Below are 14,724 nucleotides of genomic sequence, written 5' to 3'. Positions count from 1 at the left end.
CGGACGGGTGCCCCGTGTCGGGCGCGTCGGGCGCGTCGGACGGGTCGGGCTGGCAGGCGCAGCCTGCGCCGCACCCAGAGATGTCAGCGACGGCGCAACATAGGCGGCACCTGCGGCCAAACCGATCTTGGTCAGAAAGCCACGGCGGGAAATGTTCGGGGTATCGTTCTTCTTCGTCATGTCAGCCTTTCCTTTGGGTTCTGTGGTCAGCGTTCCGATCTAAAAGAGCGGTCGGGATTGCGATCCCGGCACGCCTTTCAAACCAGCGATGCGTTCCTTATTCGGGGTGAGTCTGACGACAGTCTGACGGGATGAGAAAAACTCAGACGGGCCGGTAACCAAGGCAAAATGCCGCGCCACCACCCTGCGCATTCCAGGCCTCGACCGTGCCGCCATGGGCGCGCTGGATACGCTCGATGATCGCAAGCCCCAGCCCAGCGCCCCCCGATCTGGCCCCGGGACCACGGCAGAACGGCTCGAACAACCTGACCTCGGCAAGGTCTGGCAGGCCGGGGCCATGGTCCCTGACAGTGACCTGCGCAGAATGGTCAAGCGCGACATGGACCGGTGTTCCGCCACCATGCAGCACGGCGTTTTCGATCAGGTTGGTCAGCGCCAGCTTCATCGCGTCCGGTGAACCATGCACCCGGATCGGGGCGTCGGCCCCCGAAAGCTCGATCTCCGAACCATGCAGCAGTGCGAACGGGGCAAGTTCTGCGACGACATCGGTAACGACTTGTGTCAGATCGGCGATCTCGTCCTCCTCGATCTGCATCCTGTCGGCCCCCGCAGAGGTCAGGAGTTGGGTCACCGTGCGCGAAACGGCGCGGACATCCTCGCGGAACCGGTCGTTGCTGGGCCCCGGCGGCAAGCTGTCCGCGCGTGCCACAAGCACCGCGATCGGCGTGCGCAGGGCATGGGCGGCTTCGGCAGCCCGACGCTGTTCTGACCCAAGTTCCATATTCAGGCGGTTGATCGCGCGTTGCGTCGCTTCGGTCAGGTCTGCGATCTCGGCCGGCAGATCGTCGGTGTCGAAGTCGGGCATTGCCTGCCCCGGCACGACGGAGTTGGCCCAATCGGCGGCCTTTGTCACGGGAGCGATGGTGCGGCGGATCAACAGCAGCGTTCCGCCGATCAACAATAGTGCGATCGGCACCAGCGGCCCCCAGACATGACCGATGAATTCGCTCAGCACCTCGTAGTCGATCAGGTTGGCCGGGTCATCGAGCATGATGAAAAAGACCCGCAAATCACCATCGGACCGCTCCAGCACCCGTTTGGCGACCACGAGCATCTCGTCGGGATCGGACCCGTTGATGACCCAGTCGTTGCCCACCGTCATGTCGCGGAAATCGGCCTGTTGGAACAGCTCCGTATTCTCGGCGTCAAGCCTGAGCCCGTCGCTGGCCAATACCAGAAATCCGTAGGCCTGCGGATGATTGACGTAAATCGAACGATCCGCTGCGTTCACAACCGGTGGATCGGTCAAGGTGGTGGTCAGCGCGCTTTCGATCCGGTTGAGCTCTCGCATGGCGACGTCAGCGACCAAGGAATCCCGATCGGAGGCGTCGAACAGGGCCACGAACAACAGGTTGGCGGCTGTGACGATCCCGGCGATCAAGAACAGACGCCGGGTCATCAGAACGGCAAGACGGGGACGTGTCCGTGCCGCGCTCATGTCTCGGTCGTCTCGGTGATCATCCAGCCCACGCCGCGAATGGTATGCAGCACGACATCGGCTTTCGCGGCATCCAGAGCCCGGCGCAGACGGGACACCGCCGCGTCGATGGCGTTCGGGGTCACTTCCGCATCAAGATCGTACAAGGACTCGAGCAGAACGTTTCGCGGCAGCACCCGGTTCTTGCGTCGCAACAAGGCCTCCAGAACGCCGATTTCGCGGCGCCCGAGTTTCAGCGGCGCTCCGTTGATCGTGGCCTCCCGATGGGTTGTTTCCAGAACAACGCCACCGGCCTGCAAGGTCAGACCCAAGCGGTTTCCGGGCCTGCGCAGCACGGCACGACATCGTGCGACGAGTTCCGGAATCTCGACGGGCTTGACGATGTAATCGTCGGCGCCGCCATCAAGCCCCTCGATCCGGTCGCCCAAGGCCCCCCGCGCCGTCAGAACGATCACCGGCATGGACGAGGTGGCGCGCCAGTGTTTCAGAAGATCGAGCCCGTTTCCGTCGGGCAGGCCCAAATCGAGCAGGGCAAGATCATAATCGATCACGGATGCCGTCTCCCGTGCCGCCTCTGCAGTATCGGCAAGATCGACGGCAAACCCTGCGCGACGCAACCCGTCGAGCATCACCTGAGCGAGGGCGAAGTGGTCTTCTACGAGCAGTAATCTCACGCTGATCCCAGTCGTTCATTGGAACAAGGCTAGCCGGAACACCAAGAAAGTTAGCAGGGCCCTTCCGATTTCAAGTAGATAGATGCAGCGCGGCCATGACAATTCCATATCAGGAGGAGGCTTTTCAAAATCGGCTTCACTCCGGAATGCTGATGGGTTCTCTCAACCTTGCGATCGGTCTGACCATCCGGATTTCCAGGTATCGGTCCGAAGTCCGCAAACCCACCAGAGCGGTACATCGGCCAGGGCATTAACCAGAGATTGGCCTGCCACGCCGGCTGAATGAAACCTGCCGAACCATTCAATTCAGTCTGTGGATTCCGCAGATGCCGCTTGGGTTTGCCACGACGAACATTGCGGAAGCAGCAGAGGCAATCCGTGGAAGCCAGCTTTCGGCTGGACGCAACAGATCGTGTTTTGTTCGGTTCTTGATGCTGCGATGCCGCATTCGGGAGCGAGGGCTCTTTCCGGTCATTCGCCGCAGGTTGCGGAGTTCCGATCTCTTCAGCAGCCTGCCCGGCCGATTTGTCTTCTGGGTGGTCCGGGCCACACTCAGGCTCTATGTCCAGGCGCTGCGAACCTGACGACACTCTACAAGAGAAACGGAAAAGATGTCCCGGCGGTGACCGCCTCGCCCGCCGAACATCCGATCGGGCGGGATCGGATAGAATAGCGAATCCATCGGACTGGCGCGAAAAGCCACGGCAGCCGTCGGGTTTCGACCCGGATAGCGAAAAGTCCTGGAGCAGTCCTTCGGAGCGCTCAGCCCGGCGACAAGGCGATCGCGCGGGCTGTTGCGGGCCGGGCAACATTGCGTTCGATCCAGGCCATGACGTTGGTGCAGGCGGTCAGACGTTCGTCCTCCATCATGGGGGCCATGCCGGCCCAGGCAACGGCCGCCATGTCGGCAATGGAGTAATCCCCGGCGATGTAATCGCGGCCTTCCAGCTGATTGTCGAGAACGCCGAAAAGACGCGCGGTCTCGTTCCTGTAGCGGGTCTCGCCATAGGGAACCTTTTCCTTGAGACCACGGAAGTGGTTCGCCTGCCCCATCATCGGACCAAGCCCGCCCATTTGCCAGTGCAGCCACTGTGTCACCGCCCAGCGGTCCTGCGCCGTTTCGCCCACGAATTTCCCCGACTTTTCAGCCAGATATTGCAGGATCGCACCCGATTCCATCAGGCTTATCCCCGTGTGGTGATCGACGATCGCAGGGATTTTTGCGTTTGGAGAGATCCGGAGATAGTCCGGCGCATGCTGCTCTCCGGCACCGATATTCACCCAGGTGATCTTATAGTCGAGGCCCATTTCCTCCAACGCGATGGCCACCTTGTAGCCGTTGGGCGTGGTCCAGAGATATGCTGTAATCATGTGTTTTTCTCATTCGATTTGTGCATTTTGACAGCCTCAGCCGACGCGATCAGCGCATCTTTCACCGGGATGAACCTGAAACCAAAGGTCTTTTCGGCCTTGGCGCCGGAAACGGCGAGGGTGCGACCGACATTGCCCAGAATGCCTTTCACGTCCTTGGAAAACAGCCCCATCATGCGCAAGAGCCAGACCGGCGCCTCGCGACCGGGTGTCTTGAGGCTCTGGTCCCACGCCTTGAGGATCTGGCCAAGCTCAAGCAGGCGGTGGGTCCCGCTTGCAGCGGCAAAACGCGCGCCCTTCGTGGCCTCGAGATCAATGGCCGCGACATGCATCCGGGCCACGTCGCGCACATCGACCGCCACCATGTCCATCGGCGGCGCCATGGGCACTTTTCCGGTCATGAGCTGTTCGACCAGTTCCAGCGATGACCCGTAGCGTGCATCCATCGGCGGGCCAAAGACAGCGCCGGGGTTGATGGTCGTCAGGGCGATGTCCGGGTTTTCGACCACGAAATCCCAGGCCGCTTTTTCCGCCAGCGTCTTGGACGCTTCATAGGCCCCGACGGCGGGATCGTCCGGACTTGTCCAGTTGGCCTCGTCCGAGGGCTGCATCTTCGGCTTGTCCGCCTGTTTGTAGATCGCCGCGCAGGAGGACGTCAGGATCACCCGTTTGATCCCCGCATCTTTTGCCGCGCGCATCGCCCGCAAGGTGCCGTCGACCGCCGGGCGGATCAGGTCCTGAGGGTCCTTCGGTTCGGTCAGTGGAAAGGGCGATGCCGTGTGGATCAGCACATCGCAGCCCTTCAACGCGTCCTGCCAACCGTCATCTTTTGTCAGGTCCAACGTGGCGAATTCCAGCGCCGCATCTGGAAACAGGCCCTCCAATTCTGCTTTGCGTTTGTCGGAACGGACCGATGCGCGCACATGGTATCCCTGTTCCAGCAACTCGCGCAGAATGTGTTTGGCGATAAAACCGGACGCGCCGGTCAAAAAGACCTTGGTCATTTCAATGTTCCTTCTTTGAGTGAAGCGACTGCCAGCGGCGTTCAATGCCGTGTCGGGTCAGAAGTTCCCTGGGTTCATGACTTGCGCGCCATGTGCGCGGCCCAAAGGGACAGCACGCCGATTGGCAAGAGCATCACGATCTGCGGGAAGAATTGGCCGTAAATCACGCTTGTCACGGCAAATACCATGGCCAAGGCGACGTATTGGATGCCGATATAGCCCGACAGCAGCTTTACGGTTGGATCTCGCACCTCCTTTCGGCTGAGGTAGAACAACGTCAGGCTGGAGAGGTAGAGCACGACGGAAATCATGTGCCAAGCCGAATGCAGTGTTGCCTTCACGAGGTCAGGCGCATCCGACGTCATCAGGGGGGCAACGATACTTGCCTCTCCGATGAAGGTGTGAACGACAGCAACCGCAAGATTGATGAGCGCGGCGATGATCAGTGTCATCTTCATGTCCAGGTCCTCTTATCGCGCTCTTGGCGCTGGTATCCCGTTGGGTTTTCATCTTTTGCGACACGGGCATGTCTTGCCTGTGTCGCATCTCCGTTTGTGCGATCGGACGAGCCTTGAAGGCCCCGGCCGCGCTATTCGGACAACGCCTCGATCAGCAGGTCGGAGAACAGCCGCGTGCTGTGCTGTTGCTGGCCCGTGATAACCCGACCGTCACGGATCGCAAACGGCGCAAGGGGGGCGGCGGATTCGAATGTGGTCCTGGGGTTCTTCCTGGCTTCTGTCTCGATGGTGTATGCGTTCACCGTCGTGCCAAGGGCCGCGTTCATCATGTCCTCTTCGCTGTCGGGATAGCCGGTCCATGTCTTGCCGTCGGCCAGCAGGGTGCCGTCACTCAGCGTTGTCCAGAGCATCAGGCAGGTGCCGTGGCAGATCAGGCCGACGATCTTGCCGGCCTCGTAGAAATCAGCGATCAGCTTGTGCAGCGCGGTGTCATCCTTGAACGTGATCAGGGGGCCGCCGCCGCCGGCCACGCAAACCGCATCATATTGGTCGATATCGACATCTGCGATGGAGGGAGTGTTTTCCAGCAGCTTGCCGAAGATTGCATGGTGCTTGAAGCCCAGTGTGATCAGATCGTTGGGGTATTGCGTCGCCTCGTTTTCAGGGTCGGAGAAGCCGTCGAATTCCACCCTGCCCCCTTTGGGCGACGCGACATCGACGGTGCAGCCGGCCTGAAGGAGGTCGAAGAACGGGCCGGTCATTTCTTCGGCGAAGAACCCCACCGGAAAGCCCATAAGGGTGGCCGGGTTCGAGACGATATAGAGAACCTTCTTGCCTGCCACGTCTGAACTGGCATGGCGGCGAATTACCGGAGATGTGGTCATGTTACCTCGCTGAAACCTGTTGCATTGATCTCAACATGGTTGCTCCTGCTCTCCTGGTCACTCGCAGGACGCGCCATAACGCTTGCGCAACGCGCCAGATCAAACACCGGGGCGCTGCGCCTCGCGCCAGGCCTCGGGGGTCGCATCCGTCCAGCGCCGAAATGCCCGGAAGAACGAATTGGGGTCTTCGAACCCAAGCAGGAAACTGACCTCGGACGCACCAAGGGCGGTATTCGCGAGATAATGCAGCGCCAGTTGTTCGCGCGCAGAATTCAGAACGTCCTTCCAAGATGTCCCTTCCTCCGCCAAGCGCCGCTGCAGCGACCGTCTGCTGAGCGCCAGTTCGCGCGCCACGTCATCGATTTGCGTCCGCCCGCTGGGCAGCAATTCCAGAAGCGTGTTTTCCACTCGCGCGCGCGTGCTGAGGTCGTCGCGGGCGTCATCCATGCGGCGGCGCAGATCGGGCTCGAAGGCCAGCCACATCTGATTATCGTGCGTCAGGAAAGGTCTCGTGGCATCGACCGGGCTGAGGGTGAAAGACGCGCTGCCACCGGTTTCAACCGGACATCCGAACCAGTCTTCGAACGCTGCCTTCTCCTCCAGCGGCGCCGGCAGCACGACGGCCTGCGGGATCACCAGGTGGCGTGTCGCGCGCCGCATGAGGTTTACCAGAAAGACGATTTCCGTCGCGGCCATCACAAGCGGCAGATCAGGGCGATACTTGCATCGATATTCAAACCGCGTGGCATCGGCCTGCACGGCAACATCAAGGCTGAACGCGCCGACCAGACGTTTGAATTCACCAAGCCGTTGCCCGGCCACCGTCATGTTGGGCGCGCACATCGCCGCGAAGAAGGCGGGGTCGAAGAACTCACTCGCCTCGATCTGCCCAAGCTTCAAACCAAGCGTCGGAGAGCACGCCTCGATGTCGAAGCTCTCCCAAAGGGCGTAGAACTGATCCAGCGGGATGCGGGTCCCCTCACCGTCCAACAGACCGCTCGGCAAGCCCGCACGGCGCAGGACAGAGGTCGTATTCAAACCGAGATCGGCCAGCATAAGCCGCCAGACCTTTCCCACATGCACCGTCGGTTGACCGGATGATCGACGCATAATTCCCTCCGCTCCTCGAAGGTAGGGCACCGAATTCGTCAAACCAAATGCACTCTGTGCCAGAGCACTTGCCCAACGCGCCAAAATGTAGTTCCGACGCCGGCTGCAGTGCCAGGTTTGGCCGTCAATGCTGTCGTTTGATGCAGATGACGAAAAGTCCGCATTGAAGCGTTCGTGAAGACAGCAGAGCGGCCCGGGTTTCGAACCGCTCGGAACCGGCGTTCTGATCACCTGACCCTTGATCGGCTTGCGGATCGGTCTTCATCACAATGACGCGGGTTGTTCAGCATCCGCAGGCCCCACCGACAACCACGGCCGAGATACTCTTGCGTGATGTCCGGGATCATCATCCGTCGGAGAGGGGGGCGTGACAGCACAAGGGTGCGTGTCACGCGCATACGAACCACTAGGGCGTCATGATGGGACGGACACCCTCGGACCCTGTTCTGCACGTTGAGCGCTGATGCCTAAGCGTCGGGCGACGTGTAATCCGTGCCTGCGATCCCGGCCATCCTCGACAGGACGTCGTCGCCCTGCTGCATGAACCAGAACAACAGATCGATGAACACCCAATTCTCGGCCAGCTTGTCGCCGTCACGGCGGTAGATGTCGATCACATGGAATGCGCAGTCCTTGTCGTTGCCGGGCATGCCCATGAACCCGCCGCGCTGTTTCGCGCGGAAGTTCGGCCATCCGAAAAAGCCGCCGTAATGCCCCTCGGCCAGACGAGCGACATGACCCGTCCCGGAGCGGTCATAGAAGGCCGCGCGGAACGGGCCGGAATGCTGTTTCGCATAGCGTTCGATCGTATAGGTGGCCCCGATCCCAGTCGGTCCCCACCAGAGCATGTCATCATGCCACGTGCGCGCCAGCTCCTCTTCTAGTGGCAGCTTGCTCTGCCAGGTGCCCAGATCGCCAATCATCGCATTTATCAAGGCAAGGGTCGCGGCACCCTGCTCTGCCGGCTGTTCGTCAAGCAAGAGCCCGTCATGCGTCATCGGCCCCGCGTGGACCAGTTGCGCTGCGGTCTGGGGCGGAAAAGGGTTCTGACCCGCTTGCGCCATCAGGTGCGGAATATCGACATGGAGCATGGTCTCGATGATCTTTCCGTCCGCGACGCGGTTGAACTCGCAATAGCGCAGCATCGCAATCTTGCGGGTTGGCCGTATCCCCAGCCACGGCGCGTCAAAGAGGCCCATCAGGTGCCCCATCGACACAACCCAGACACCGTCACCGACGGTATTCCGGCCCGCAAAGAAGACGTCTTCACGCCTTTGTGCCGAAGTCAGCGCCGTCAACAAGGGTGTCCAGAACGCGCGCGCCACATCTGCGGGGCCACGGCGCTCATAGAAGGGATGCACCCCGCGCCAGTGCCAATCGGGTGACGTGTGGGCCGCCAGGCTCTCTGCTATGGTGTCGGGCCCCGCCCCCTTCATGGCGGCGTAAAGCCCGCGCACGACGGCCTTTTCTTTCTGGAACATGGACTCGTCTTCCGGTTCAGTTTCATCCCTGCCAACCAGAGCGCATTCGCACCGGTCAGCGCACGCAGACCTGACTATGAGGCCTGCAGCCGGTCGAGGCGCAATTGGGCCGCCCGGCGATGACCATCGAGCCCTTCGCTGCGGCTCTGGCGTACGGCGGGCGGGGCAACGGCCTGCACACCGTGGGGCTCCATCCATTGATGCGTCGCAACCTTAACATAGGCCCCGACCCACAGCCCACCGGTATAGCGACCCGCAGCCATGGTCGGCAGGGTGTGGTTGGTCCCGCAGCATTTGTCGGAATAGACGACGCTGGCCAGTTCACCGATGAACAGCGACCCGTAGTGGCGCAGCTTTTTTGCCGTGGCCTGCGGATCGACCGTATGCACCTGCAGATGCTCCGGCGCGATGAAGTCGGAATAGGCCAGCATCGCGGCCTCATCCTCCGCCACGGCGACCTCGCCATAGTCTTCCCAGGCGATGCCGGCCGTCTCGGCCGTCTCGATCTCCTGCAACTGGCGCTCGACCTCGGCGATCACCGCGTCGGCGAGCGCGGGGTCGGTGGTGATCAGCCCGACGCGGGTGCGCACGTCATGTTCGGCCTGCGCCAGCAGATCGGTGGCGAGCATTTCGGCGTCGCCGCTGCTGTCGGCCACCGTATAGATCTCGGACGGTCCGGCGAGTTGGTCGATCCCGATCGGGCCGAATACCTGTCGCTTTGCCTCGTTTACAAAAGCATTTCCCGGACCGACGATCTTGTCGACCTTCGGGACGGTTTCTGTGCCAAAGGCCATGGCGGCAATCGCCTGCGCCCCGCCAATGCGGAAAATCCGGTCGGCGCCGGACAGGTGACAGCCTGCAACCATGGCCTCGTGGGCATTGGGCGGCAGGCAGGCAACGACCTCTTGCACGCCCGCGACCTTGGCCGGAACGATCGTCATGATCGGTGCGGAAAGCAACGGATAACGCCCGCCGGGAACATAACATCCGACCCGCTCCAGCGGGATGATCCGATGCCCCAGATGCACACCCGGTATGATTTCGACGTCGAGCGGCAGCATCGTGGCCCGCTGGGCCTCGGCAAAGGCGCGCACGTTGCCGATTGCGAACTCGGTGTCCGCGCGTGTCTGCGGGTCAAGGTTGGCGACAGCTGCCTCGCGGTCGGCCATCGACACCTCGAAGACGTCGAGTTCGGACTTGTCGAACCTGGCGGCGAATTCGCGCACAGCGGCATCCCCCCGGGTCTGCACGGCCTTCAGGACGCCGGCTACGGTTTCGGAGACGTCATTCGCGTCGCTCAGTGCATCCCTCTTGGGGGCGCGACGGTGAGTGATGCCGGGGAATGGTTGGGCAGGGTTGGTCACAGGGAAGGGTCCTTCTTTGTAGATATCAGGTGACGCGCCAAGGGCGTCTAGTCCGCCTCGTCCCCGAGAACCGCGCTGCCCTTGTCGGCCATCTGCGCCAGCTTGATCTGCATCAGCAGTGACATCTCGTCGATGTTCGTCCACTCATCGACGACCTTGCCGTCCTTGATGTGGAAATGGCTCATCCCCATGATTTGCAGCCGTTTTCCGGTGGGCGCGCCCAGTTCCTCGAAGATGCCCCACCCAAGATGATGCCCCTCGATGATCCAGCGCACCGCGACTTTGGTTCCGCCCTCTTCGCAGGGCGTCGAACAGATGTGCTGCGGCATGTAGAAGCCGTCTGGCACGGTCGCATAGAGACCCACGATCTGATGCGTCACGGCCCCGTGTCCGTAGAGTTCCTTCATCAAGGGGCCATGATACTGGACCGTTGGCGCATAGACGTCGCGGACTTTGCCGAACATGCGCCGATTGTGCATTTCATGCAGCCAGCGCAGCACCTCTTCTTCCAAAGGTGTATTGGCAATGGACGTGTCGCACTCGCTTTCCGGCGGGTATTGCCCGATCATGCGCCGGTTCTCACCCATATCAACCGCCAGCAAGCCTTTCTCGAAATAGGGGCGCGCAAGGTTTTCGGCATAGGCCTGCGGGTCAAGCCCGATCTGCTTCACCTGCGCCATCGAGTCGACGACCAGCCATTCGCGGTAGATCATGTTCTCGTAGATCATGCAGTCGGCGATGGTCCGGGCAACGAAGCTGCGGCCCGTGGGTTTGCCGTAGATTCCCTTCTGGGTGTGTCGCCCTGCCCCGGTCACCAGATGCGAGGTGTAGAACCCGTCATCCTCGTTCCCGTTCCAGATGACATGGGTGGCCATGCCACGTCGCTCAGGCAACATGAACATCCGGCCGATCGTGTCATGCACCACGTCTTCACGACTGTAGACTGTGCCTGTCGCCCCGTAGACCACGCAATTGTGGGTGTAATGGGTGTAGATCAACCCGACATCGCGTTCATCCCAGATGCGGTGCGTGCAGCGCACGATGTAATCAACGATATCCGTATAGATCGGATCGAACCCTCGCATCGGCTGAACGCGCTCTCTGTCGGTGGGCACCATATCGACGAAGTCCCGGCGCTCTGATTGGAGCACGGGCGCATGGGTTTTTTCGCCCTCTGCCTGGCCCTGTTTGCCGTTGGTCGCCATGGTGATCTCCGCGTGGTTGTTTCAAGCTTCACATCAACAGCGCAGAATTTGCATGCGAATGCAATAGAGATCTTGAGGGCGCCATTTCGGGCGCAGCCATGGCATCGCGCAACCTGTCGGAGCCTGTGTAGATTGACTCCGACAGGGAGCCTCCGAGACGTGACTGAAGCCGATACCACCGATTGGCGGTGTACAGACAAAGCCTTCAGTTCAGGGCTTTCACGGCGATATACATGCGATTCGAGCGTCAATCCTGCCCGACGCCTACCCCACTGAACCTTGGGACCGGTTCAGAAGGGTATGCAATCCACAACCAAAGCGTTCCATGGCCTCATTGGATGCAGCGATCGCGACCAACTCTCTGTATTGCATCATGAATCGTTAGGCGCATGATAAGCTTCGCGGCGGGCCACAGCCGCACACCTAGAAATTTATTGCAAACGCATGCAACAGTTACTACGCTCGATCTCGTGCGCTGGCATCGATCTGTCGCACGTCAGACAAAAGCAGGTGGCCGCGTGACCGGCGCATCGAAAAGCCCAAGGAGAGCTTCATCACATGACATCCAATCTGAAATTCGCGAGTGCGGCCTCTGCGCTTCTGCTTGCGAGCACCGCAGCCCATGCCGACTGCGGAATCGAGTCCGGGTCCGTCCGCATCCTGTCCAACGATTTCGCGGCCCTGCATGCAGTTGCCGACTGGGCATCGAAATGCGCCAGCGACACGGTGGAAGTCACGCGCAACCAGACCGAAGAGCACAAGAACATCCAGGTACCCGCGCTTTCGATTGATCCCGCGACCTACACCGTTGCCGTCGTCGCCACGAACTCGATCGTGCCGCTGATGAACGACGACCTGATCCGCCCGCTTGATGAGCTTGTCGCCGAGCACGGCCAGCAGCTTCAGGATTCCCAGCTGATCCGCGTCGACGGAAAGATCATGGCGATTGCCTTCATGGCGAACTCGCAGCACCTGTTCTATCGCGAGGATGTCCTTGCCGAAAACGGCATCGACGTGCCCTCCACCTATGAAGAAATGTTTGCCGCTGCCGAGCAACTGAGGGCAGCCGGCTACGAGACGCCGATTTCCTCCAGCTACATGCCAGGCTGGAACCTGGCCGCGGAATTCGTGAACACCTACCTCGGGACAGGCAACGATTTCTTCGTCCCCGGAACCGCAGAGCTGGCGATCAACAACGAAGACGGCATGGCGGTTCTTGAAACCATGAAGCGCATGACCGAATACATGAGCAACGACTGGACGACGTTTGATGCCAACGCCCAAACGCCGATCTGGGAAGCGGACGAAGTCGTCCTCGCCGTCAACTGGGGATCGCGGGCCAGCGCATATATCGCAGACGACAGCCCGGCCCCCGAGATCGCGGCAGCAACCGCATTCGCGGCATCCCCCGCGATCGGTGACGGAACGACGCCGACTGCCGCTCTGTGGTGGGATGGTTTCACCATCGCCAAGAACATTTCCGACGAGGACGCCGAGGCGTCTTTCATCGCGATGATGAATGGCATTTCCCCCGAGATGATGGCCGAGAACCAGGACCTGGCTGTCTGGCTGATCGACGGTTACGAGCCGACACGCGCCGCCACCGGCGTCATCGACGGCCTGACCAAGGGTGCGCGCCCCTATCCGATGCTGCCCTACATGGGTCTGCTGCACACCGCACTGGGCGACAACCTGTCCGAATACCTTCAGGGCAGTGAATCGGCCGAGCAGGCCATGGCCGACATCGAGGCCGCCTATACGACGGCGGCAACGGAAGCCGGCTTCATTCGCTAAGCATTTGTGCGAAAGAAGGGGGGCCGGTTCCACGGCCCCCCGATACCACCATCCATGACTTCCCGAGGGGTTTGATTGTTCCGAACAGCATGTGTCTGGCGGACCATTCTGACCTATCGGCCGGACCTGAACAGCGAAGGAGAGGGCGATGAACCGCAATCCGCTTGTCGTAGCCCTTGCCACAAAGGGCATCACCCCGACCCAGCGCGCCGATCGTGATGCCATCGAGCAGACGGCGGCGTTTCTGGTTCAGTCTGCGGACCGCGTGTCGGCCTGGCTCGAAGAGACCAAGGAATGACGTCTCCGGCCGATCTTTCAGTGACCGAAGCGGGTCAGGCGCTGCGCGACGGATCGCTCACCGCCGAACAGCTTGCCGCCGCGCATCTGGCCCGGATCGACGAACGCAACGACGCAATCGGCGCCTTCGTGCATCTGGATTCCGATGCAACGCGCGCCGCGGCGCGCAGGGCCGATCAGGAACTTTCCGCAGGTCTCGACCGTGGCCCGCTTCACGGGATTCCCGTCGCGATCAAGGACATCTTCGACGTTGCAGGTTGGCCCGTGCGCTATGGATCGCGGCTCTACGCGGACAGGCTCGCGCCCGGCGACGCGACGACAGTCGGCCGTCTGCGCGAGGCAGGTGCCGTTCTGCTGGGGCTGGTTGCCACCTACGAGCTTGCCATTGTGGGCCCCGGCGAAGACGGCCTTTATCCCCAGCCACGCAATCCGTGGAACCTTGATCACATCACCGGCGGGTCGTCGTCCGGATGCGCGGCCGCGATTGCCGCGGGCATGGTGCGTATCGCACTGGGCTCGGATACCGGTGGCTCCGTGCGCAGCCCGTCCGCCTATTGTGGGATCGTCGGCCTCAAGCCCACCAAAGACGCGCTGCCCAAGGAGGGCGTGCTGCCGCTTGCACCCAGCCTTGATACGCCCGGGGCCATGGCCCGCACGGTGCATGAGGCGCGACTGCTGCATGCCGAAATAGCCCAGCGGCCCATGCCAGAGCCCTCCTTGTCCTTGCAAGGGCTGCGGATCGGCATCGCCCGCAACTGGTGCCTCTCCGACGACCTGCCGGCAATCACGGGATACACGGATGATGCGGCCGCAAGCCTGAGCCTGTGCGGTGCGACCCTGACCCCGCTGGATTTGCCCGATCTTGACCTGATGATTGCCGCTGCGGCCGTGCTGATCCACGCCGAAGGGCTCGAGACGCATCGCGAACACCTTTCGGGCGATGGCGGCAGGATGGGGCGCATGCCCTATCAATCCATGGCCGCGGGCGCGGTGCTCACCGAACAGGATGTCGCCAACGCGCGCCACGCGGCAACGCGTCTCGGCACAAAGGTCGATGCGGCCCTGCAAGACGTCGATGCCATTGTCATGCCGACGACCCTGACGACGGCCCCCGCATTTGCGGATTTCGCCGGCGGGTCGGCGAAATGGACGCCGATGTGCACCCTGCCCTTCAACATGACGGGTCATCCCGCCCTGTCAGTGCCCATGGGATTTTCCGACGGCTTGCCCCTTGGCCTGCAGATTGTCGGCCGCCCGAATGAAGAGGCGACGCTGCTGCGCATTGGCGAAGCTTTCGAAATGTCGACCAATCACGGCGCGCCGGATGCATTTGCGATGACCCTGCGTGCCCCCTTTGCTAGAGAGGGCAGCCCGATCGCCACCTCCGAGGAGATGACCTGAGCC

Annotated in this window: 13 protein-coding genes; 3 read left to right on the top strand and 10 right to left on the bottom strand. The window is 61.6% G+C overall.

Annotation, left to right across the window (positions count from 1 at the left end):
• Positions 1-322: 322 nt before the first annotated feature.
• The 10 genes from EP376_RS00405 to EP376_RS00360 all read right to left on the bottom strand — a co-directional run bounded on the left by EP376_RS00405 (position 323) and on the right by EP376_RS00360 (position 11,229).
• On the bottom strand, positions 323-1,678 hold the full coding sequence (locus tag EP376_RS00405; protein WP_127653567.1) for a sensor histidine kinase: 1,356 nt from the start codon (positions 1,676-1,678) through the stop codon (positions 323-325).
• The gene (locus EP376_RS00400) at positions 1,675-2,352 is read right to left on the bottom strand and encodes a response regulator transcription factor (RefSeq protein ID WP_127653566.1); all 678 of its coding nucleotides are present in this window, start codon (positions 2,350-2,352) and stop codon (positions 1,675-1,677) included. The genes EP376_RS00405 and EP376_RS00400 overlap by 4 nt, the downstream gene beginning before the upstream one ends.
• A 762-nt stretch (positions 2,353-3,114) precedes the next feature.
• Positions 3,115-3,723, bottom strand: a complete 609-nt coding sequence (locus EP376_RS00395; protein ID WP_127653565.1) for a glutathione S-transferase family protein — start codon at positions 3,721-3,723, stop codon at positions 3,115-3,117.
• The gene (locus tag EP376_RS00390) at positions 3,720-4,727 is read right to left on the bottom strand and encodes an SDR family oxidoreductase (protein WP_127653564.1); all 1,008 of its coding nucleotides are present in this window, start codon (positions 4,725-4,727) and stop codon (positions 3,720-3,722) included. Before EP376_RS00390 ends, EP376_RS00395 begins: the two co-directional genes overlap by 4 nt.
• 74 nt (positions 4,728-4,801) lie before the next feature.
• Entirely contained in the window at positions 4,802-5,185 is a 384-nt protein-coding gene (locus EP376_RS00385; protein ID WP_127653563.1) for a hypothetical protein, read from the bottom strand.
• Between the two features lie 131 nt (positions 5,186-5,316).
• Positions 5,317-6,069: a type 1 glutamine amidotransferase domain-containing protein gene (locus EP376_RS00380; RefSeq protein WP_127653562.1), complete on the bottom strand. Its 753-nt coding sequence runs from the start codon at positions 6,067-6,069 to the stop codon at positions 5,317-5,319.
• Positions 6,070-6,168: 99 nt separating this feature from the next.
• A complete protein-coding gene (locus tag EP376_RS00375) occupies positions 6,169-7,410 on the bottom strand; it encodes an AraC family transcriptional regulator (RefSeq protein WP_127653561.1) in 1,242 nt (413 codons plus the stop codon).
• Between the two features lie 236 nt (positions 7,411-7,646).
• On the bottom strand, positions 7,647-8,660 hold the full coding sequence (locus EP376_RS00370; RefSeq protein WP_127653560.1) for a nuclear transport factor 2 family protein: 1,014 nt from the start codon (positions 8,658-8,660) through the stop codon (positions 7,647-7,649).
• Between the two features lie 74 nt (positions 8,661-8,734).
• Positions 8,735-10,024, bottom strand: coding sequence for a histidinol dehydrogenase (gene hisD, locus EP376_RS00365; RefSeq protein WP_127653559.1), 1,290 nt, complete (start codon positions 10,022-10,024; stop codon positions 8,735-8,737).
• Between the two features lie 47 nt (positions 10,025-10,071).
• Positions 10,072-11,229 (bottom strand): nuclear transport factor 2 family protein, encoded by a 1,158-nt coding sequence (locus tag EP376_RS00360; protein ID WP_127653558.1) that lies wholly within the window; start codon positions 11,227-11,229, stop codon positions 10,072-10,074.
• Positions 11,230-11,787: 558 nt separating this feature from the next.
• Here EP376_RS00360 and EP376_RS00355 point away from each other — a divergent pair.
• From EP376_RS00355 to EP376_RS00350, 3 genes are all read left to right on the top strand, one after another.
• Positions 11,788-13,023, top strand: coding sequence for an ABC transporter substrate-binding protein (locus EP376_RS00355; RefSeq protein ID WP_127653557.1), 1,236 nt, complete (start codon positions 11,788-11,790; stop codon positions 13,021-13,023).
• A 148-nt stretch (positions 13,024-13,171) separates the two neighbouring features.
• Positions 13,172-13,321 (top strand): hypothetical protein, encoded by a 150-nt coding sequence (locus EP376_RS22885; protein ID WP_164744828.1) that lies wholly within the window; start codon positions 13,172-13,174, stop codon positions 13,319-13,321.
• Entirely contained in the window at positions 13,318-14,721 is a 1,404-nt protein-coding gene (locus EP376_RS00350) for an amidase (protein WP_127653556.1), read from the top strand. Before EP376_RS22885 ends, EP376_RS00350 begins: the two co-directional genes overlap by 4 nt.
• The last annotated feature ends 3 nt before the right edge of the window (positions 14,722-14,724 follow it).

Origin of the sequence: Alexandriicola marinus, assembly GCF_004000435.1 — a bacterium.
Lineage (GTDB): Bacteria > Pseudomonadota > Alphaproteobacteria > Rhodobacterales > Rhodobacteraceae > Alexandriicola > Alexandriicola marinus.
This window is presented reverse-complemented; position numbering and strand designations above follow the sequence as displayed.

Coding starts and splice junctions, on each gene's coding strand:
- EP376_RS00350 (WP_127653556.1), top strand. CDS start 13,318: ATGACGTCTCCGGCCGATCTTTCAGTGACCGAAGCGGGTCAGGCGCTG.
- EP376_RS00390 (WP_127653564.1), bottom strand. CDS start 4,727: ATGACCAAGGTCTTTTTGACCGGCGCGTCCGGTTTTATCGCCAAACAC.
- EP376_RS00405 (WP_127653567.1), bottom strand. CDS start 1,678: ATGAGCGCGGCACGGACACGTCCCCGTCTTGCCGTTCTGATGACCCGG.
- EP376_RS00380 (WP_127653562.1), bottom strand. CDS start 6,069: ATGACCACATCTCCGGTAATTCGCCGCCATGCCAGTTCAGACGTGGCA.
- EP376_RS00360 (WP_127653558.1), bottom strand. CDS start 11,229: ATGGCGACCAACGGCAAACAGGGCCAGGCAGAGGGCGAAAAAACCCAT.
- EP376_RS00370 (WP_127653560.1), bottom strand. CDS start 8,660: ATGTTCCAGAAAGAAAAGGCCGTCGTGCGCGGGCTTTACGCCGCCATG.
- EP376_RS00355 (WP_127653557.1), top strand. CDS start 11,788: ATGACATCCAATCTGAAATTCGCGAGTGCGGCCTCTGCGCTTCTGCTT.
- EP376_RS00385 (WP_127653563.1), bottom strand. CDS start 5,185: ATGAAGATGACACTGATCATCGCCGCGCTCATCAATCTTGCGGTTGCT.
- EP376_RS00395 (WP_127653565.1), bottom strand. CDS start 3,723: ATGATTACAGCATATCTCTGGACCACGCCCAACGGCTACAAGGTGGCC.
- EP376_RS22885 (WP_164744828.1), top strand. CDS start 13,172: ATGAACCGCAATCCGCTTGTCGTAGCCCTTGCCACAAAGGGCATCACC.